Here is a 19732-nt window from a genome sequence, read left to right as displayed (position 1 = left end):
GTGCCGGCAGGCGAATGAGGGGCAGCGCCAACTATGTTGCGATACTACTTCAGCACCTTCCCATCCGCGCCAAACCGATAGGTCTTCGCCGGATCCGGCGTTGCATAAAGTGTCGCCCCCGGCTCGGCGTCATAAACACCGAAAATGCGCACGGTGATCAGCCCGGCCTTCTCGCAGTCGAGATAGAGATTGGTGTCGGCGCCGAGGTGCTCGGCATGCACGACCGTGCCTTTCCAGGCGCCGGATTTCGGGTCGACAGTCAGATGCTCCGGCCGCACGCCGATGCTCTTGGCGGTTTCCCCAAGCCTGGCGCCGTCGATGAAGTTCATCTTCGGCGAGCCGATGAAGCCCGCGACAAATTCGTTCGCCGGCGAATTGTAGAGTTCCATCGGTCCGCCGATCTGCTCGATTTTCCCGGCATTGAGCACCACGATCTTGTCTGCCAGCGTCATCGCCTCGACCTGGTCGTGGGTGACGTAGATCATCGTCGCCTTGAGGCGGCGATGCAGCTGCGCGATTTCCAACCGCGTGTTGACGCGCAGTGCCGCGTCGAGATTGGACAAAGGCTCGTCGAACAGGAACAGCTTTGGCTCGCGCACCACGGCGCGGCCGATGGCGACGCGCTGGCGCTGGCCGCCGGAGAGTTCCGCGGGACGCCTTTCCAGATAGGGCTCAAGCGACAGCATGGACGAGGCGATGCCGATGCGGCGCTCGATCTCGGGCGCCGGCGTGCCGGCCTGCTTGAGGCCAAGGCCCATATTGTTCTTCACCGTCAGGTGCGGATAGAGCGCATAGGTCTGGAACACCATGGCGATGCCGCGCTTGGCCGGCGGCGTGGCCGAGACATCCGCGCCATCGATGACCACCCGGCCCGAGGTCAAATCCTCCAGCCCGGCGATCACCCTCAGCAAAGTCGACTTGCCGCAGCCCGAGGGGCCGACGAAGACGACGAATTCGCCATCCGTCACCTCGAGGTCGATGCCCTTCAGCACCTCGACCGGGCCGAAGGCCTTCTTCACATTCTCGATCTTCAGCGAGCCCACGGCAGTCCTCCAAATTGATGAGTGGGCGCCAGGGCACCCCCCTCTGTCCTGCCGGACATCTCCCCCTCAAGGGGGGAGATTGGCAGCTTTGACGCTGAAACACTCTTGTTGACGTTTGTGATTGGCGAAGGCCATGCCGACAGCTGATCTCCCTCCTTGAGGGGGAGATGGCCGGCAGGCCAGAGGGGGGCGCCGTAGGCCGCAACCCCTACCGCTAGCCTCGTTTTCACAATCGCACCGCCTTCCCGCTGCGCACGCTCTCGTCGGCGGCAAGGCAGACGGCGAGCGATTTCACGGCGTCGTCCATATGGCGGGTGAGATCGATATCCTCGCGGATCGCCTTGAGGACAAAAGCCTGTTCGAGATCGCAGAGATCCTGGTGGCCGGGTTCGCCCTCCATCGACAGCATCTCGTCTGGCTTGGCGAACTTGCCGTCCGCGCCGGTTTTCGCACTGTGCAGGCGGATGGTCGACGTCTTGGTGTGAGTGTCGATGTCGTCGGACTTAACGCCTTCCTTCATGACAATCGACACGCAGCCCGTCGGCGAGATGACATCTTTGACAAAGAACGCGGTCTCCGAAATCATCGGTCCCCAGCCGGCCTCGTACCAGCCGACCGAGCCGTCATCGAACAGCACCTGGAGGTGGCCGTAGTTGTACATCGTGGGCGCCACCTCCTCGGTCAGCCGCACGCCCATGCCGCGCACCTCGACCGGCCTGGCGTCGGTGATCTGCAGCATGACGTCGAGATAATGCACGCCGCAGTCCACGATCGGCGAGGTCGTGCGCATCAATTGCTTGTGCGTCTCCCAGGTATGGCCAGAGGACTGCTGGTTGAGGTTCATGCGGAAGACATAAGGGCCGCCGAGCTTGCGCGCCTCGGCGATCAGCCTGATCCAGGACGGGTGGTGGCGCAGTATGTAGCCGATCACCAGTTTCCTGCCATTGGCCTTGGCGGCCGCGACGACGCGCCTGGCGTCGGCCACCGTCGTCGCCAGGGGCTTTTCGACGAAGACATGGCAGCCGGCCTCGAACGCCCTCACCGCATAGTCGGCGTGGCTGTCGGAATAAGTGGCTATGCAGGCGACATCGGGCTTTTCGTCGCGCAGCGCATCGTCGAAGGAGCGCCTGATGCCGTAGCCCGACAGCCCATCCGGCAGCGGCACGTCGGAGCGGTTGATCAACGCGGCGATCTCGAAGCCCGGATTGGTGTGATAGGCGAGCGCATGGCTGCGGCCCATATTGCCGAGGCCGGCGGCGACGACGCGAAGGGGCGATTGCGAATTCACTTGACGGCTCCTGACGTGATGCCGCGGATCAACTGCCGCGAGAAGATGACGTAGAGGATCAGCACCGGCATGATCGCCAGCGAGAGCGCGGCCAGGATGGCGTTCCAGTTGGTGACGAACTGGCCGAGGAAGAGCTGCGCGCCGAGGGTCACAGTCTTGGTCTCTTCCGACGGCGCCAGGATCAGCGGGAACCACAGATCGTTCCAGATCGGGATCATGGTGAACACTGCGACTGTCGCCATCGATGGCCGCACCAGCGGCAGCACCAGCCGGAAGAAGATGGTGTATTCCGACAGGCCGTCGATGCGGCCGGCGTTCTTCAGGTCGTCGGACACCTGCTTCATGAATTCCGAAAGGATGAAGACAGCCAGCGGCAGGCCTTGCGCGGTGTAGACCAGGATCAGCGCCGTCAGCGTGTTGACCAGCCCGCTCGCCACCATCAATTGCAGGATGGCGACGGTGGCCAGCCGGATCGGGATCATGATGCCCAGCGCCAGATAGAGGCCCATCAGCGTATTGCCGCGAAAGCGGTATTCCGACAGCGCAAAGGCAGCCATGGCGCCGAACAGCAGCACGAAGAACAGCGAGGCGACCGTGACGACGAGGCTGTTCTGGAAGTAGTGGATGAAATCGCCCTGGCCGATCACCGTGGTATAGCCGATCAGGTCGAAGGTCTTTGGCGTCGGCGGTGTCAGCGGCGCGCCGAATATGCCGGCGCGGGATTTAAACGAATTCATGATGACCAGGATCACCGGGAACAGCGCGATCGCCGTGTAGGTCAACAGGACCGCATGGGCGCCGATCGTGCGGGGCAGCGAACGGGTGGCGGTGCTCATTGGATGGTCTCCTGAGGAGCTACTTTGCCGAGGAACAGCACCCAGCCACCCCCCTCTGGCCTGCCGGCCATCTCCCCCGCAAGGGGGGAGATTGGCAGCTTTGGCGCCGACACATCTCCTGCATCGCTGGTGGCTGGCGAAGGCCGTGACAACAGCTGATCTCCCCCCTTGCGGGGGAGATGTCCGGCAGGACAGAGGGGGGTGCTCAAGCTCGACATATCGCCCCCTAAAACTGATATCGACGCAGGCGCGTCTGGATGAGGAAGAGGTAGACGCAGACACCGCCGAGGATGATCAGGAACATGATCGTGGCGATGGTCGCGCCCATGTTGGGGTCGCCGACCTGCAGCTGGAAGCCGAAGAATGCGCGGTAGAGGAAGGTGCCGAGAATGTCGGTCGAATAATTCGGCCCGGCGAGCGCGCCCTGCGCGGTGTAGATCAGGTCGAAGGCGTTGAAATTGCCGACGAAGGTCAGGATCGAGATGATGCCGATCGAGGGCAGGATCAGCGGCAGCTTGATCTTCCAGAACTGCGACAGGCCGGTGATGCCATCGCATTCCGCCGCCTCTATGACCTCATTGGGGATCGACAGCAGCGCGGCGTAGATCAGCATCATGGGGATGCCGACGAACTGCCACACCGAGACCAGGCTAAGCGCGGTCAGCGCATACTGCTCCTTGCCGAGCCATGGCGTGAACAGGCTTTTAAGGCCGACCAGGTCCATCATGTGCGGTGCCACGCCCCATAGCGGCGACAGGATGAGCTTCCAGGCGAAGCCGACGATGACGAAGGACAGGATGGTCGGCACGAAGATCGCCGTGCGGTAGAAGGCCGAAAAGCGCAGCCTGGGGCTGGACAGAAGTGCGGCCAGCAGTACGCCGATCGGGTTCTGCACCAGCATGTGGATGATGAAGAACCAGACATTGTTGCGCAGCGCGTTCCAGAAATTCACCGACCAGTTTGGATCGCCGAACAGGGTGCGGAAGTTTGCCAGCCCGACGAAGACCTGGGATTGCTCGATGTTGCGGAACAGCGACAGCTGCAAAGTGCCGGCGAGCGGCAGGATCATGATCGCCGTATAGACGAGCACCGCCGGCGCCAGGAAGACGGCGATATGCCAGCGGATCGGTCTTTTCGGTCGTGCTTGTGCGGCCATGAGTTCGGTCCCCACCGATCAGGTCTGGGAAAATGCTTTCGACAACAGCGGTGCCCCTCATCCTTACCCTCTCCCGGTGAAGAACGGAGAGAGGAGGTCGCCAGCGTTGCGGCAACTCCCTTTCTCACCGTCACTGTACGGGGAGAAGGTGCCGGCAGGCGGATAAGGGGCGGCGCCGTCCTTCGCAGTCGATGCTATCGAAAAACGCTGGGCCGTCCACTTGGAACGGCCCAGCTCATTGCCCGAGCCTTACTTGGCGGGCTTGTACCAACTGTCGAGGCCGTCCTGCAGCTTCTTGGCAGCGGCTTCCGGCGTATCGGTGCCGTTGATGACATTGGCCGATTCGACCCAGGTCTCGTTCTCGAGGTTCGGCGTGCCGCGCGACAGGATCTGGTAGGTCGAGCGAATCGTCGACTTGCACTTGCCGCGCCAGGAGACGAATTCCTGCGCCAGCGGGTCCTCCATCTTCACCGGCGAGGAGTTCAGGCTGAAGAAGCCCGGCAGCGCGTTGGCGTAGATGGTGGCGAAATCCGGCGAGGCGACCCAGGACAGGAAGGTCTTGGCCGCATCCGCATGCTTGGAGCCCGCATTCAGACCCATGCCGATGTCGGTATGGTCGGAGATGTAGCAGGTGTCGCCGGCCTTCTCGACCGGCGGCGGGAAGGCACCCATCTTGAACTGGGCCTGAGTGTTGAACAGGCCGATTTCCCACGAGCCGGCCGGGTAGATGGCGGCGCGGCCGAGCGTGAACAGGTTCTGGCTGTCCGGATAGGTCTGCGCCTCGAAGCCGTCGCCGAGATAGGGCTTCCACTTGGCCAGTTCCTCATAGGGCGCGACCCAGTCCTTGTCGGTCAGCTTCTGCTCGCCCTTGATGAGGGCCGCGCGGCCTTCCTCGCCCTTCCAGTAGTTGGGGCCGATGTTCTGGTAGCCCATGGTCGCGGCTTCCCAGAGATCCTTGGTGCCCATCGCCATCGGGATGTAAGTGCCGTCGGCCTTGATCTTGTCGAGCGCGGCGAAGAACTCGTCACGGGTCTCCGGCACCTTGATGCCGAGCTTGTCGAAGGCGTCCTTGTTGTAGATGAAGCCATGGATGACCGACGCCATCGGCACGCAGAAGGTCGCCTTGCCGTCGTCGGTCTGCCAGGCGGACTTGGCCACCGGCGAGAAGTTGTCCATGCCCGGCAGCGAGGAGAGGTCCGCGAGATTGCCCTTCTTGAACAGCTCGAGCGACTTGTCGAACGGGCGGCAGGTGATCAGGTCGCCCGCCGAACCGGCGGCGAGCTTGGCGCCGAGAGCCGCGTCATATTCGGTCGGCGCCGAGGGCGCGAACACCACCTTGATGCCGGGGTTCTTGGCTTCGAAAGCGGGGATCAGCTTGTCCTTCCAGATGGCAAGGTCGTCGCCGCGCCAGCTTTCGATGTTGAGCGTTACGTCCTCGGCGTAAGCCATCCCGGCGGAGCCGAGAATGCTGGTGCCCAGAAGCAGTGCCATCAGTAGTTTCGTTGTCATGCTCAGTCTCCCTGTTGACCTTTTTCAGGTTCGGTTTTGATGAGAACAGAGGCGTTGCGCCCCTTGCTCCCCTCGCAAGCCTGCTTCACCCCGATGGACACCGGGATGAAACAGGCTCTATTTCTTTGTTCGAGCATGATCTTTTCCGAGAAGCGGTCTCCACTTTTCGGGATCATGCCCCAGCGCGGAAAGGGCCGGCCGCAGCTTCTGGCCGGCCTCTTCCAGTATCTTCTGCGCCGTGTCGGCGCTGTCGGCGCCGGCGGCAAGCAGAATGGCGGTCTTGACCGCACCGCCGCTCTTTTCGAGCAAACGGGCCGCGTCGTCGCGGCTGCCGCCGCTGATGGCCGCGACGATCCGCGCCGCGCGGTCGCGCAGCTTGCTGTTGTCGGCCATGAGATTGACCATGTAGCCGTCATGGACATGGCCGAGATGGATAGCGGCGAGCGTCGACAGCATGTTGAGGGCGATCTTCTGGGCCGTGCCGGCGCCCATGCGCGTCGAGCCGGCGATCACTTCCGGCGGCGTTTCGAGCAGGATGGCGGTTCCGGACAGACGCAGCAGAGCCGAGTCCCGGTTGTTGGCGATGCCGATGGTGGCCGCACCGCGACGGGCGGCTTCCTCGATCGCCCGTAGCGCATAGGGCGTGGTGCCACTGGCCGAGATTGCGATCAGGCAGTCGCCCTTGCCGATGCCGGCGTTGGCGACCGCTGTCGCGGCCTCCTCGGTATCGTCTTCGGGGCCGCCGGCCAGGGCTCTGAAGGCCCCATCGCCGCCGGCGATCAGGATGGCGATGCGGTCGCGACGGATGCCGAAGGTGCCGGGCAGCTCCAGCGCATCGGCAAGCGCCATCAGGCCGGAGCTGCCGGCCGCGGCATAGGCGAGCTTGCCGCCGCCCTTCAGGCTGCCGGCGATAATCTCGGCCGCTTTGGCAATGGAGGGAATGGCGTTGTGCACGGTCTTCGCCGCCTCGACCTGCGCATCGGCCAGCGAAGCAAGGATGGCTTCGGGAGCCTGGATATCCAGCCCCTCGGCATTCCTGTGCAGCGCTTCGGTGCGCGTTTCCGCCATCCCAATTCCTCCAATTCGAAAAATAATACCAAAAAAATACCACTTGTCCACACGCATTAACGAATTCGCGGTACCGAAATCGCTGGCGCAGGTAAATGGCCAAGTTTTTCAGTGAAATACGCTCTAACCTTTTTGCAGCGGAAATTAACCCTTGGCTATTGGTATTTTATTGGTATTATCGGCCTGGAGGAGAAATCACGTGAAATTCGTGCTTGGCATCGATGGCGGCGGCACCAGCTGCAGGGCGGCCCTGGCAATGGCGGACGGCACGGTGCTCGGCCGCGCCAAAAGCGGCGCCGCCAACATCCGCACCGACCTGACCGGCGCCCGGTCGAACATCGTCGAGGCGGCGCGGCAAGCCTTTGTCGCGGCTGGCCAGGATTCGGACCTGATCCCGCAAACACCGGCCATTCTCGGCCTCGCCGGCGCCAATGTCGGCACCTACCGGCAGCAGCTCGAGGCGATCCTGCCGTTCAGCACCAGCCGCGTCGAAACCGATGCCGAAATCGCGCTGGAAGGCGCAGTCGGTTCCGGCGACGGCGCCATGGCGATCCTCGGCACCGGCACCGCCTACATGGCGCGCAAGAACGGCAAGTCGCGTGCCATCGGCGGCTGGGGCTTCCAGGTCGGCGACCAGGGCAGCGGCGCCCGCATCGGCCGCGACCTGCTCGAACAGACCCTGCTTGCCCATGATGGCGTGCGAGCGCGCACGCCGCTGACCGATAGCATGATGGCCGTGTTCCGCGACAATCCGGAGGATGTGGTCGAGTTCACCACCAATGCCAAGCCCGGCGATTTCGGCGGCTTCGCCCCCAAAGTGTTCGAACATGCCGAAAAGGGCGACGCGGTCGCCAACTGGATCCTCGACAAGGCGGTCGCCGATGTCGAGGCCTCGCTCGGCGCTCTCGATCTCGCGGCAGACGCGCCGCTCTGCCTGCTCGGCGGGCTGGCGCCGCTCTACGCGCCGCGCCTGTCTGCACGCTACCGGGCGCTGCTTCGGGAGCCGCTCGACGATGCGCTCGGCGGCGCCGTGCAGATGGCGGTCCGCCTGTTCGCGCCGAGGGGAGCGGCTCGATGAGCGACGCCGCCGACCAGATCTTCGCCGCGCTGAAACAGTCCTCGCAAAGCGGTGCGCCGCTCTACCTGCAACTGCGCAAAAGCATTGAGGATGCCGTCAATCGCGGTCTGATCGGGCCCGGCGACGCGCTGCCTTCCGAGCGCGACATCGCCATCAAGGCCGATATTTCGCGTGTCACCGTGCGTAAGGCGGTGCAGGACCTCGTCAAGGGCGGCATCCTGGTCCAGCGCCACGGCTCCGGCACCTTCGTGGCGCCGCGCATGGAGCGGGTCGAGCAGTCGCTGTCGCGGCTGACCTCCTTCACCGAGGACATGGCGCGGCGCGGCATGGTTGTGCGCTCGGCCTGGCTCGACCGCGGCCTTTACGCGCCCTCGCCCGACGAGATGATGGTGCTTGGCCTGTCGTCGAACGAATTGGTGGCGCGCGTGGCGCGCCTGCGCATAGCCAACGACACGCCGCTGGCGATCGAGCGCGCCTCGCTGTCGGCCAGCGTGCTGCCGGACCCCGCTGGAATTGGCTCCTCGCTCTACGCAGCCCTGGAATTGACCGGCAACAGGCCGGTGCGCGCGGTGCAGCGCATCTCGGCCGCCAATCTCGGCGACGGCGACGCGCGCCTGCTCGAAGTGCCGCCGGGCATTGCCGGCCTGCACATCGAGCGTATTTCCTATCTGGCGAGCGGCAAGGTGATCGAGTTCACCCGCTCCATCTACAGGGGCGACGCTTATGATTTCGTCGCCGAACTGCGGCTGACAGGGCCGAGCGAAGAGGGCCGACCATGACGACCGAGCCGAACAAATCGACGGAGCCGACCCATATGCGGCGCGAGATCGAGGAGATCCCGCAAGCCGTCGCCCGCCTGCTCGACGGTTCCGGTGCCGTACTTTCCGAAGCCGGCCGCGGCATTCGCGAGCGCGACCCGCATTTCGTCGTCACTGTGGCGCGCGGCTCGTCCGACCATGCCGCTACTTTTATGAAGTACGCGGTCGAACTCACCGCCGGTCTTGCGGTGGCTTCGGTCGGCCCTTCCATCGCTTCGATCTATGGCCGCAAGCTCAGGCTCGGCGGCTCCGCGTGCCTGGCCATCTCGCAGTCGGGCAAGAGCCCCGACATCGTCGCCATGGCCGAAACCGCACGGGCAGGTGGCGCGCTGACCATCGCCGTCACCAACACCGCCGATTCACCGCTGGCGCGCGCCTCGGACCATGCGATCGACATCCTGGCCGGGCCCGAGCGCAGCGTCGCGGCGACCAAGACCTTCGTCAATTCCGCTGTCGCCGGCCTTGCTCTGATGGCGCATTCCACCGGCGACGAAGCGCTTCTCAAGGCGCTTGCCCGCTTGCCCGAGCATTTCGGCAAGGCGATCGCCTGTGACTGGATGAGCGTGCTCGTCGAAACGATCGAAAAGCAGAAGTCGCTGTTCATCCTCGGCCGCGGCCCATCCGCGGCGATGGCCAACGAAGCGGCGCTGAAATTCAAGGAAACCTGCGGCATGCATGCCGAGGCCTACAGTGCTGCCGAAGTCATGCATGGCCCGCTGGCGCTGATCGGCCCCGATTTTCCGGTGCTGGCGCTGGCCGCGCGCGACGCGTCCGAACCGTCCGTAGCCGAAGCCGCCGACAGCCTGGCGGCCAAGGGGGCGCCGGTCTTCGTCACCTCGATGCTGGCGAACAAGGCCATACGCCTGCCGCATGTCGCCACCGGCCATCCACTGACCGATCCGCTGACGCTGATCGTGTCCTTCTACGTGTTCGTCGAGGCCCTTGCGCGCCACCGCGGCCTCGATCCGGACACGCCGCGCAACCTTCGCAAGGTGACGGAGACCGTATGAGCGACCGTTTCGCCCTGACTGGCGCCCGTATTTTCGACGGCGACGACTGGCATGACGGTCATGCCCTCGTCGTGCGCGACGGTCTGGTCGAGGCCATCCTGCCCACCGGCGCGCTTGCCGCGGATATGCGCCGCGTCGACACCGGCGGCGGCATGCTGGCGCCGGGCTTCGTCGACATCCAGGTCAATGGCGGCGGCGGCGTCATGCTCAACGATCACCCCGATGTCGCCTCGATCGAGACCATCTGCCGGGCGCATGCGCCGTTCGGCACCACCGCACTGCTGCCGACGCTCATCACCGATACGGCTGATATCACCGCCGCGGCGATTGCCGCTGGCGAGGCGTCGGCACTGCGGAAAGTGCCGGGGTTCCTCGGGCTGCATCTGGAAGGTCCGCATCTGTCGATCGCCCGCAAGGGCGCGCATGACCCGGCGCTGATCCGGCCGATGACGGACAAGGACGAGGCGATGCTGATCGCGGCGCGAGCCAAGCTCCCGGTGCTGCTCACCACGATCGCGCCCGAATCCGTCGAGGCGACCCGCGTGACGGCCTTGGCCAAGGCCGGCATCATCGTCAGCCTCGGCCATTCCGACAGCGGCTACGCCACGGCCAAAGCATTCAGCGAGGCCGGCGCCAGCGTGGTCACGCATCTGTTCAACGCCATGAGCCAGATCGGCAACCGGGAGCCGGGACTGGCCGGCGCCGCCATCGACATCGGCGGCCTGTCCGCGGGACTGATCGCCGACGGCATCCATGTCGATCCCGCCACCATCGCAATAGCGCTGCGGGCCAAAGAGGGGCCGGGCAGGATCGTGCTGGTCACCGACGCCATGGCGACGATCGGCACCGACATGACCTCCTTCACGCTCAACGGCCGCACCATCTACCGCAAGGACGGCAGCCTGCGGCTTGCCGATGGAACGCTGGCCGGCGCGGATCTCGACATGATCTCGGCTGTGCGCTTCACTCATCGCAGCGTGGGCGTGGAGCTTTCCGAGGCCTTGCGCATGGCGTCTCTCTATCCGGCGCAGGCGATCGGCCAGTCGCACCGGCTCGGCCGCTTCGCCAAGGGCACCGCCGCCGACATCGTTGCGCTTTCGGACGATCTCGACATCAAAAGGGTCTGGATCGGCGGCGACAAGGTTTTTTCGACCAGCGCCGGCGGGCAACGGTGAAAGCCGGCAATGCCTGACGTCGATTGCGTCGTCGCCGGAGCCGGCGTCGTCGGGCTCGCCATCGCCAGGGCGCTCGCCCTGTCGGGCCGCGAAGTGCTGGTGGTCGAAAAGGCCGCTTCGATCGGCACCGTCACCAGTTCGCGCAATTCGGAAGTCGTTCATGCCGGGCTCTATTACGCGCCCGGAAGCCTGAAGGCGCGTTTCTGCGTCGAAGGACGCGAACGGCTCTATACCTATTGCCGCGAGCGCGGCATCGGCCATCGACGCACCGGCAAGCTGATCGTCGCCGTCGAACCGGGCCAGCTGCCTCGGCTCAATGCAATCCGGGCCAATGCGGAACAATGCGGCGTCGACGACCTCGATTTGCTGACCGCCGCGCAAGCAGAAAGCCTCGAACCGGCGCTGAGCTGCGCCGGGGCGCTGCTGTCGCCGTCGACGGGCATCGTCGACAGCCAGGGGCTGATGCTGTCGCTGCGCGGCGACGCGGAGGCGGCCGGTGCGTCGTTCGCCTTCCTGACCGCCGTCGCAGCGGCGACGGTCGAGGCCGACGGGATTCGTATCACCACGCGCGATGGCGACGGCGAGACGTTCGCGTTGAAAGCCGGCGCTTTCGTAAATGCCGCAGGGCTCGACGCGCAGGCGCTGGCCGGTAGCATCGAAGGGTTCCCGCCAGAGCTCGTGCCGCCGCTCTGGCTGGCGCGCGGCAACTACTTTTCGCTTTCGGACCGCTCGCCATTCTCGCGGCTGATCTATCCAGTGCCGGTCAATGGCGGCCTGGGCGTGCACCTGACCCTCGACCTCGGCGGCAGCGCGCGCTTCGGCCCCGACGTCGAATGGATCGGCCAGGCGGACTATACGGTGGATCCCGGCCGCAGCACGGTCTTCTATGACGAGATCCGGCGCTATTGGCCGGATCTGAGGGACGGCGCCCTGCTGCCGGCCTATGCCGGGATCAGGCCGAAACTGTCGGGACCGAACCAGCCGGCGGCCGACTTCATGGTGCAGGGGCCGGCCGACCACCGCGCGGGCCGGATCGTCAACCTGTTCGGCATAGAGAGCCCGGGCCTGACGGCAAGCCTGGCGCTGGCCGAGCATGTCGTCGGTCTCTTGTTCCCCCGATAGTGCCCAGGCGACCGCACGAAACTGTCGCGATGCCTCCCGTCCAAACAAGCGGGATGAGGTATCCTTGCCTGGATCGACTTAGCTGGCGGGACTGCTTATGGAAAAAAGGTCCTTGTAGGTATCGCGCAGCAGATTCTTCTGCACCTTGCCCATGGTATTGCGCGGCAATTCGTCGACGAAGACCACGCGCTTGGGATGCTTGTATTTCGCCACGCGCGCGGCAATGGCATTGAGTATCTCGGCAGCGGTGACGGTCGAAGCCGGCAAGCGAACCACGACGGCCGTCACGCCTTCGCCGAAATCGGGATGGGCAACGCCGATGACGGCACTTTCCAGGACGCCGTCAAGCGCGTCGATCTCGCTCTCGAGCTCCTTGGGATAGATGTTGTAGCCGCCCGAGATGATCAGGTCCTTGCCGCGGCCGACGATGTGGACATAACCGTCGCGGTCGATCATGCCGAGATCGCCCGTGATGAAGAAGCCGTCGGCGCGGAATTCCGCTTTGGTCTTTTCCGGCATGCGCCAGTAGCCGGAGAAGACGTTCGGGCCCTTGACCTCGATCATGCCGACCTCACCCTGGGCAAGCGGCCTGCCAGTGTCGGGGTCGGCGATGCGCAACGACACGCCAGGCAAGGGAAAGCCGACGGTGCCGGCGCGGCGCTCGCCATCATAGGGGTTCGAGGTGTTCATGTTGGTCTCGGTCATGCCGTAGCGCTCGAGAATGGCGTGGCCTGTGCGCTCGCGCCAGGCCCTGTGCGTCTCGGCCAGCAGCGGCGCGGAGCCGGAAACGAACAGGCGGATGTTTCTTGCCGCCTCGCGGGTCAACCCGTCCTGCTGCAAGAGCCGGACATAGAAGGTCGGCACGCCCATCAGCGCCGTGGCGTCCGGCAAGAGCGCGACGACGCGCCCTGCGTCGAATCTCTGCTCGAACAGCATCGAGGCGCCGGCCATCAGGATGACGTTGGTGGCGACGAACAGCCCATGGGTGTGGAAGATGGGCAGTGCGTGGATCAGCACATCGTCTGATGTGAAGCGCCAATAGTCGACCAGCACGCGCGCATTCGAGGCGAGGTTCTCGTGGCTGAGCATGGCCCCTTTCGAGCGGCCGGTCGTTCCCGACGTGTAGAGGATCGCCGCAAGATCGTCGGGACCGCGCGCGACGTCGTGGAAGTCGGGCGATTGCCGCGACGCCTGGTCCGCCAGCGATCCTTGCCCCTTGCCGTCGAGGGTGACGGCAAGGGCTCCGCATTTTTGCGCCAGGGCTTCGATGTCGGCTGCCCGTGCCGGATCGCAGACGACCAGCCGGGGCTCGGCGTCGCCGAAGAAATAGGCGAGTTCGGCCAGCGTATAGGCGGTGTTGAGCGGCAGGAAGACGGCGCCGGCACGCAGGCAGGCGAGGTACAGCAGCATAGCTTCCGGGCTCTTCTCGACCTGCACCGCGACCCGGTCGCCGGGCTCGACGCCAAGTTGCAAAAGCGCGTGCGCCAGTTGCGCCGAGCGCGCCAGCATGTCGCCATAGGTCAGCACGCGGCCGTCATCCGTTCGCATCAACAGGCGTCCGGGCTTCGGCATCCGGGACCGGAAAATGTCGAACAGATGATTGCTCATGAGGTCTTCCTGCGTCTGGCGGCCAAAGGCATGCATCCGACGGAGCCGGGCCTGTCTTCCGGTTCGGCCGCTTGCACGGCGCCAGACTGTTGGTGGTTCTTGCCGACCCGTCAAGCCCGCAAGGGCGGCTCCACGCGGCCGCCATGATCATGTCGCCGGCGAAAAGCGGAAGGCCTCGGCGGTGGGGGGCAAAGGCTTGGGGCGCGATGCGGCGCTACCGTGGGGTGCGCTCGGCCCTGGCGCTGGCCGGCTCTGATGCTTCGACCTGCTTGAAGCGCTCCATGCACATGGCTGCCGTCAGGCGATAGTGATTGAGCAGGGCTTCGACCGCGGCGTCGGCATTACCGTCCAGCGCATTTTCCGCGATCAGGCGGTGCTCCGCAAAATCGTCGCGCTGGATGCCTTCGCCGTTACTGGCCATTCGGCGGTAGCGGTAGGCGTGATCGGAAAGCTGGTCGCAAAACCCCACTAGCCATCGCGACCGGCAGGCCGAGATCAGCGCACGGTGGAAAGTGCGGTGCAGTCTCTCCCAGTCCGGATTGAGCGACGACAGATCCGTTGGCATGAGACGTGAGGTGCGCCCCAACCGATGCAACGCCAGAACCAGCTGTTCTTCCCATTCGGCGGTGCGGTGGGCGATGGATTCGCGAAGCGCCCGTTCCTCGAGCCAGCAACGGGTACGTGTCAATTCCTCGAGCTCTGCCGCGCTGACCGGCATGATGAAGAAGCCTCGCTGGTCATGCCGACCGAGAAGCCCTTCCGAAGCCAGGCGATTGAGAGCCTCACGAACCGGGGAAGCGCCGGCGCCATATTTGGAAACAACCCACTCAACCCGCAGCTTGCTCTCGGTTTCAAAGGCGCCCCGCAGAAGATCGGCACGGAGTTGATGATAGACAGTGCTGGCGAGCGTACTCTTCGAGCCTGTGCCGTCGTCATTCAGATTGGCAGCTGCGTATGTCAAAATCGGCTCCTTGTCCCCAAATCTGGTCCTGGGCAATTCGAGTCCGAGAAACAGTTCCCTTTCCGTACACGTACCCTACCGCGCGCGCCTCGACGCGCTCAAGCGGGAGATCGCGTCATTGTACTTTAGAACAAAGAAATATGCACGATCCTATATCTGGTCGAACGAAATCGTGTTCGGCTACAACCGGCGGAAATTTAACGTGTTTATATGCAGGATCACCTGTTCTTCCGTGCCTCCGCGCGAACCTCTTTTCCGTCGCGCGCAAAAGACACCGAACAGTGGGACCGAATCAGGCCTTTTATCCTGCCCATGGATTTTGTCGCGGGGCCAGCCGCAGCGAAGCGCGCAGTGCAGGCCCCCGGGGTTGACCACGTGGGGAGATCCTGGCCTCCATCGGTTCCGTGTGCGGTGCTTTTAGCCGGCTGCCTTGTCGGCCGCCGTCCTGATCGCCTCGATATTTGCCCGGTACGCTTCCACGCTGCCGCCCTTGAAGATGGCGGCGCCGGCCACCAGCACATCGGCGCCGGCGGCGGTCACCAGCGGCGCGGTTTCGGGCGACACGCCGCCGTCGATCTCGATGCGGATCGGCCGGCCGCCGATCAGCGCCTTGACCCGCCTCACCTTGTCGACGATTGCCGGAATGAAGGCCTGGCCCCCGAAACCCGGGTTGACGGTCATGATCAGGATCAGGTCGAGCCTGTCGAGCACGTATTCGATCGCACTTTCCGGCGTTGCCGGATTGAGCGAAACGCCGGCCTTCTTGCCGAGATTCCTGATCGTCTGCAACGAGCGGTCGAGATGCGGCCCGGCCTCGGCATGCACCGTCATGCCGTCGCAACCGGCCTCGGCGAAGGCGGCCAGATAGGGATCGGCCGGCGCAATCATCAGGTGGCAGTCGAAGAAAGCCTTGGTGCGATCGCGGATCGCCTTGATCACCGGCGGGCCGAAGGTGATGTTGGGGACGAAATGGCCGTCCATCACATCGAGATGGATCCAGTCGGCGCCGGCTGCCGTGACGGCTTCGACCTCGTCGCCCAGCTTCGAAAAGTCCGAAGCCAGCACCGAAGGTGCGATTAAGGTTTTTTTCGTCATGATGACGGGGCCTTTCCGAGCGCCTTTTTCATCTGATCACTGCCTAAAGCGCAGCCGCTGACTTGTCGAGGGTGCGAGCTTGGCGGTTCCACAGCTGGGGTAGTGCGGCGTCCTCTTCGTGTTGCAGCTTCAGCCTGCCCGGCCACGAAGAACCCCGCCGGATTGCTCCGGCGGGGTTTCCGATGTGCCTTCAGGCGATGGTTACTGCTGCTGGAGATTCAGGATTCTGTTTGGAGCCGTATCCTGCTGCTGTTCGGACTGCGGCCTGCGCCGTGGCAGAACCTGCTGCAGCAGCAGTCCCGGGTTGAGTTCCAGCGAGGGCTGCCCGCGCACCGGCCTGCAGTTTGGATAACGGCCGATCATGCCTTCCGGGCAACGCCGCCTGAAGATCGGCTGGCACTGGCCGTTGACCATTTGCGAGCCCGGCGCGCATTCGCTCTCTTGCCTGGACCGGCGGCATGCGCCGTCGATCACCTGGGTTCCACGCGGACAGACACACTCGCCGCGCTTGTTGTGGATCTGGCCGCGAATGTCGCACTGCTCCACATCGGGCTGCTTGCGCCGGCACACTCCATTGCGCAGCTCGGTCCCCCTCGGGCAGACGCAGTCGCCATTGGCGTCGTGGACCTGGCCGCGGATGGTGCATTGCTCAGGCTCCGGCTGGAGAGCCCGGCAGGCTCCCTTGCGCAGTTCCGTCCCTCGTGGGCAGACGCAGTCGCCGTCCGCGCCGTGGACCTGACCACGGATGGTGCATTGCTCGGGCTTCGGCCTGTCGCGTACGCAGGCGTTGGCATCCCGATCGAGATGCGTGCCCTTGGGGCAGGTGCAGCCATCGTCGTCCGATGTCGGCACCGATCCCGGTATCGCGCAGCCCGGCCTGGATATCGTGACGCAGGCGCCATTCTCCAGCTCGGTCCCGCGCGGACAGACGCAGCGTCCATCCTCTGTGCGGACCTGGCCCTCGAGCAGCACGCAACGCTTTGGCTCCTTCGGCGGGATGATGACGCCGCCGGACGAGCACTGGCCGTTGCGATAGGTGGTGCCTTGCGGGCAGACGCACCGGCCGGCGTCGTTCATGACGAAGCCTGCCGAGCATTCCTTCTTCGTCTCATGCCTGATGGCGAAGGGATGGCAGGCATAGGCCTTGTCGCGATTGCCCTGGGTATTGGCCTGGTCGCGGGAAAGCACATCTCCGCCGCCCTGCACCCGCGTGTCGGGAGAGAGCACGCCGACGCAGTTCTGGCCGTTGACGCTGCCTTGCAGATTGGCCAGGCGGCCGTCGTCGGGGATGACCACGGTGACGTGGTGGACGCGGCTTTCGCCAGCGCCAAGCGTCAGGTCTGCGATGCAGGACGCAGGCAAGGCCGCCGGTTCCGGCGAGCAGCCGAAGGCCGGCTCGATCGAGGTGATCGCGACGCCTTCCAGCCGGCCGAGGCCTTCGACGCCGATCGCATCGCCGATGCGGACAGGGCCGGAAAATTCCGCCGGGCCGTCGTTGGTGATGGTGATCTCGAACGAGCAGGGTTCTCCGGGCCGGCACTCGCGGTCGCCGGTCTTCTCGACGCGGATGGACGAGACCCCGCCGCCCTTGGCGCAGGCCCGGCCGACCGGATGGACGACGTCCTCGCCCTGCGCCGGGCCGTAGGAGCCCCGCGCGCAATTCTCGAACTCGCCGTTGGCCGAAACCGTCACGTCGAAGTGCCTGCTGGTTCCGGGTGTCATGACGGCGCCTGGAATCTGGCACGCCAGCGTGTCGGCCGGAACCGGCCCGCATGCCCATTCCGCGCCGTCTGATGTGACGGTCTGGATCTGGACGGGCGCGCCGCCCGACACCAAAGTGGCGGCATCGTTGACCCGCACCGGACCGGTGGGGGCAGCCGTGCCGGCATTGCTGACGGTGATGCGGCAGGAGACGAAAGCGGCACCCGCCAGCGAACCGCCGCATGTCTTGGTGATACGCAGGACAGGCTGGCCGCCATTGGGACGAGGGATGCGTTGCTTGGCGCAGGCCCGGTTATTGGTGAGGTCGGTTTCGCCGGGGATCGGTTTCACCTCGGCGCAATTCTCGACCGTGTCCGACCGGTAGCCGGCCGGCACCACCGCCTTGACGACGATCGCCGTCAAAGCGCCCGGCGGCAGCGAGATGCCGGCATTGTCGCAACGGAACTGGCCGGGGCCGTTCGGACCGCATGTCCAGGGTGGGCTCGGGCCAAAGGTCGAGGAGGCCGGCGCGCCCCCGGGATAGGTGTCGACCACGGTCAGCGGCCCGTTATAGGTCGAGGTGCCGTTGTTGATGATGTCGATGACGAAGCTGCACACGCCATCGGCGGTGCAGGCTTCCGCGCGGGCACGCTTTTTCAGGATCAGGTCGGCCTTCTTCTCGACCGGCGGCCGGCAGTCGCGATCGCGATCGCCACGCCGGCAGATCGGGATCGAGGCGCAGCCACGGTCGTTGGCCTGGCTGCCGAACAGCGGCTTGCCGCTGGCGGCATAGTTATAGGTGGCACAGTTGCGCAAGCTGCTGCCTTGCCAGCCGCCAGCCGGCTTGAAGCCGAACTCCAGGTCGATGAAAGCCCCCGGATTGAGCGTGGTCACCGGATGGGTGCACATCATCGGGGTGGCGCCGGGCACACAGGTCCAGGGCGGATTGGGTCCCGAATCGAGCGTCGAGCCCGCCGGCAGCGTCACCTCGTCGAGCACGATCTTGCCGTTGTAGGGCGCGTCGCCGACATTGGTGACCCGGATGCTGAAGTCGCAGCCGCCGCCCATCGTGCAGCGCGTGACATCGGCGCGTTTCTCGACCTTCAGGTCCGGTTCCCTGTCCTTGGGCGGACATCTCTGGTCGCGCGGGATGACGATGTCGATGGTCTGCGTGCAGCAGAGCCCCCAACCCTCTTTCGGCCCGGCATAGGTCTCGATGCCGGTGACGACGAGGTGGATGACGTCGCCGGGCGAGGCGCCGACGATCTTCCAGTTCAGCACACCGCCGCCGGCCGGCACCTTCTGTGTGTCGGGGACGATCGTGATGCCTGGCGTGGCGGTCGAAAGCTGCACCCACCTGCCGCCCATCTCGGGACCGACAGGCATATGGTAGATGAACGCGCCGCCGCCGGGCACGCAGTCGACCGTGCCGCGCTCCACCTTGAAGCATTCCTTGCCGGGATGTGGCGGTGGCGGATTGCACTTGGTCAGGTCGACCCGGATCGAGGTTTTTTCGCCGGTGAGAAAATTGCCGTCGTCCGGCTTGCCCGGATCCTGTGAGGGAATAATGGTTCCCGTGCCGGTGCCGACGGTGACTTTGATCAGGCCCTGATTGTCGACCGTCGCCGGCGCGGGGAACGCCGCGTGGTCGATCCTGGCGGTGATGCGGAACGTGATGACGCGTTCGTCCGGTGCGCCCGAGCCGTCGAGGTCGGAAGCGGAAATCCGGAAATCCGAAACCGTTGCCATGTCGTTGGGGCCGGCCGAATTGCTGATGACGGCGCCAGGCAGAGGTCCGCCCGACGCATCGGTGCCGTCACCGGAGACCTGCATGTTGACGATCTGCAAGCCATGCCGGAGCTGGTCCTTGAAGTCGAGCCGGACCGTCTGCAGCGAAGCCGCAAACCCCGGGCTGGCGAAGCCTTGCGGTGCGCCGCGCAGGCCGAAGCTCAAAGTGTAGAAGACATAGTCGCAGCTTCGCTGGCCGCCGGTCTTGGTGAAGAACGGCACGGCCCGTCCGGGCTCCGGATTGATGATGTGCAGATTGTCCAGCTTGAATTCCATATTCGGGCTGGCGGCCTGGACGGTCCTGGCCGGAGCCGTGTCTTCGGCAAGTGCCGGCAGCGCAGGCAGCATGGCGACCGCGATACCGGCGGCCACCAGCCAGCGCGCGCCGCGCCTGGCATATGACAGGCGCCTCGTGTTCATGACGGTTGATTTGTCGGCGACGCCCAGCGGGGAGAGTGCGAGATTGTTCATCGTCC

The 19732-nt window shown here is 65.0% G+C and carries 15 protein-coding genes; 5 read left to right on the top strand and 10 right to left on the bottom strand.

Annotated elements, in window-relative coordinates; genetic code table 11:
• Positions 1–44: 44 nt before the first annotated feature.
• From LB545_RS03905 to LB545_RS03880, 6 genes are all read right to left on the bottom strand, one after another.
• Positions 45–1043, bottom strand: coding sequence for an ABC transporter ATP-binding protein (locus LB545_RS03905; RefSeq protein ID WP_140559100.1), 999 nt, complete (start codon positions 1041–1043; stop codon positions 45–47).
• A 226-nt stretch (positions 1044–1269) separates the two neighbouring features.
• The gene (locus LB545_RS03900; protein WP_140514220.1) at positions 1270–2331 is read right to left on the bottom strand and encodes a Gfo/Idh/MocA family protein; all 1062 of its coding nucleotides are present in this window, start codon (positions 2329–2331) and stop codon (positions 1270–1272) included.
• Entirely contained in the window at positions 2328–3167 is an 840-nt protein-coding gene (locus LB545_RS03895) for a carbohydrate ABC transporter permease (RefSeq protein ID WP_140551691.1), read from the bottom strand. Before LB545_RS03895 ends, LB545_RS03900 begins: the two co-directional genes overlap by 4 nt.
• Positions 3168–3393: 226 nt before the next feature.
• Entirely contained in the window at positions 3394–4323 is a 930-nt protein-coding gene (locus tag LB545_RS03890; RefSeq protein ID WP_140524307.1) for a carbohydrate ABC transporter permease, read from the bottom strand.
• Positions 4324–4572: 249 nt separating this feature from the next.
• Positions 4573–5832, bottom strand: coding sequence for an ABC transporter substrate-binding protein (locus LB545_RS03885; protein ID WP_140559102.1), 1260 nt, complete (start codon positions 5830–5832; stop codon positions 4573–4575).
• 117 nt (positions 5833–5949) lie between these two features.
• Entirely contained in the window at positions 5950–6900 is a 951-nt protein-coding gene (locus tag LB545_RS03880) for an N-acetylmuramic acid 6-phosphate etherase (protein WP_140559103.1), read from the bottom strand.
• A 199-nt stretch (positions 6901–7099) separates the two neighbouring features.
• Between LB545_RS03880 and LB545_RS03875 the strand changes: the two genes are divergently transcribed.
• Genes LB545_RS03875 through LB545_RS03855 form a run of 5 tightly spaced genes read left to right on the top strand, consistent with a single transcriptional unit; the run spans position 7100 to position 12103 of the window.
• Entirely contained in the window at positions 7100–7978 is an 879-nt protein-coding gene (locus LB545_RS03875; RefSeq protein ID WP_140559104.1) for an N-acetylglucosamine kinase, read from the top strand.
• Positions 7975–8757, top strand: coding sequence for a GntR family transcriptional regulator (locus LB545_RS03870; protein ID WP_140491609.1), 783 nt, complete (start codon positions 7975–7977; stop codon positions 8755–8757). The genes LB545_RS03875 and LB545_RS03870 overlap by 4 nt, the downstream gene beginning before the upstream one ends.
• Positions 8754–9806, top strand: coding sequence for an SIS domain-containing protein (locus LB545_RS03865; RefSeq protein ID WP_140559105.1), 1053 nt, complete (start codon positions 8754–8756; stop codon positions 9804–9806). Before LB545_RS03870 ends, LB545_RS03865 begins: the two co-directional genes overlap by 4 nt.
• A complete protein-coding gene (gene nagA / locus LB545_RS03860) occupies positions 9803–10981 on the top strand; it encodes an N-acetylglucosamine-6-phosphate deacetylase (RefSeq protein ID WP_224704462.1) in 1179 nt (392 codons plus the stop codon). Before LB545_RS03865 ends, nagA begins: the two co-directional genes overlap by 4 nt.
• 9 nt (positions 10982–10990) lie before the next feature.
• Positions 10991–12103 carry an NAD(P)/FAD-dependent oxidoreductase gene (locus LB545_RS03855; protein ID WP_140897816.1) on the top strand — a complete coding sequence of 371 codons (1113 nt, stop codon included), beginning with the start codon at positions 10991–10993 and terminating at the stop codon, positions 12101–12103.
• A 78-nt stretch (positions 12104–12181) separates the two neighbouring features.
• Here LB545_RS03855 and LB545_RS03850 read toward each other — a convergent pair whose 3' ends face one another.
• The 4 genes from LB545_RS03850 to LB545_RS03835 form a co-directional block, all read right to left on the bottom strand.
• Complete coding sequence (locus LB545_RS03850) at positions 12182–13711, bottom strand: malonate--CoA ligase (protein WP_224704459.1); 1530 nt, start codon at positions 13709–13711, stop codon at positions 12182–12184.
• 214 nt (positions 13712–13925) lie between these two features.
• Positions 13926–14672 carry a GntR family transcriptional regulator gene (locus LB545_RS03845; RefSeq protein WP_140514205.1) on the bottom strand — a complete coding sequence of 249 codons (747 nt, stop codon included), beginning with the start codon at positions 14670–14672 and terminating at the stop codon, positions 13926–13928.
• A gap of 417 nt (positions 14673–15089) precedes the next feature.
• Positions 15090–15767 (bottom strand): ribulose-phosphate 3-epimerase, encoded by a 678-nt coding sequence (gene rpe / locus LB545_RS03840; protein ID WP_140491619.1) that lies wholly within the window; start codon positions 15765–15767, stop codon positions 15090–15092.
• 201 nt (positions 15768–15968) lie between these two features.
• On the bottom strand, positions 15969–19727 hold the full coding sequence (locus LB545_RS03835) for a DUF11 domain-containing protein (protein WP_224704457.1): 3759 nt from the start codon (positions 19725–19727) through the stop codon (positions 15969–15971).
• Between the last annotated feature and the right edge of the window lie 5 nt (positions 19728–19732).

Source organism: Mesorhizobium sp. BR1-1-6, from assembly GCF_020165355.1.
GTDB lineage: Bacteria > Pseudomonadota > Alphaproteobacteria > Rhizobiales > Rhizobiaceae > Mesorhizobium.
The sequence above is the reverse complement of the archived record's forward strand: the minus strand, read 5'-3'. Positions and strand labels throughout refer to the sequence as shown.

Bases quoted from the DNA above. Each gene is read 5' to 3' on its own strand.
- LB545_RS03890 (WP_140524307.1), bottom strand. From the start codon at position 4,323: ATGGCCGCACAAGCACGACCGAAAAGACCGATCCGCTGGCATATCGCC.
- LB545_RS03885 (WP_140559102.1), bottom strand. From the start codon at position 5,832: ATGACAACGAAACTACTGATGGCACTGCTTCTGGGCACCAGCATTCTC.
- LB545_RS03870 (WP_140491609.1), top strand. From the start codon at position 7,975: ATGAGCGACGCCGCCGACCAGATCTTCGCCGCGCTGAAACAGTCCTCG.
- LB545_RS03865 (WP_140559105.1), top strand. From the start codon at position 8,754: ATGACGACCGAGCCGAACAAATCGACGGAGCCGACCCATATGCGGCGC.
- LB545_RS03855 (WP_140897816.1), top strand. From the start codon at position 10,991: ATGCCTGACGTCGATTGCGTCGTCGCCGGAGCCGGCGTCGTCGGGCTC.
- nagA (WP_224704462.1), top strand. From the start codon at position 9,803: ATGAGCGACCGTTTCGCCCTGACTGGCGCCCGTATTTTCGACGGCGAC.
- LB545_RS03880 (WP_140559103.1), bottom strand. From the start codon at position 6,900: ATGGCGGAAACGCGCACCGAAGCGCTGCACAGGAATGCCGAGGGGCTG.
- LB545_RS03835 (WP_224704457.1), bottom strand. From the start codon at position 19,727: ATGAACAATCTCGCACTCTCCCCGCTGGGCGTCGCCGACAAATCAACC.
- rpe (WP_140491619.1), bottom strand. From the start codon at position 15,767: ATGACGAAAAAAACCTTAATCGCACCTTCGGTGCTGGCTTCGGACTTT.
- LB545_RS03895 (WP_140551691.1), bottom strand. From the start codon at position 3,167: ATGAGCACCGCCACCCGTTCGCTGCCCCGCACGATCGGCGCCCATGCG.
- LB545_RS03850 (WP_224704459.1), bottom strand. From the start codon at position 13,711: ATGAGCAATCATCTGTTCGACATTTTCCGGTCCCGGATGCCGAAGCCC.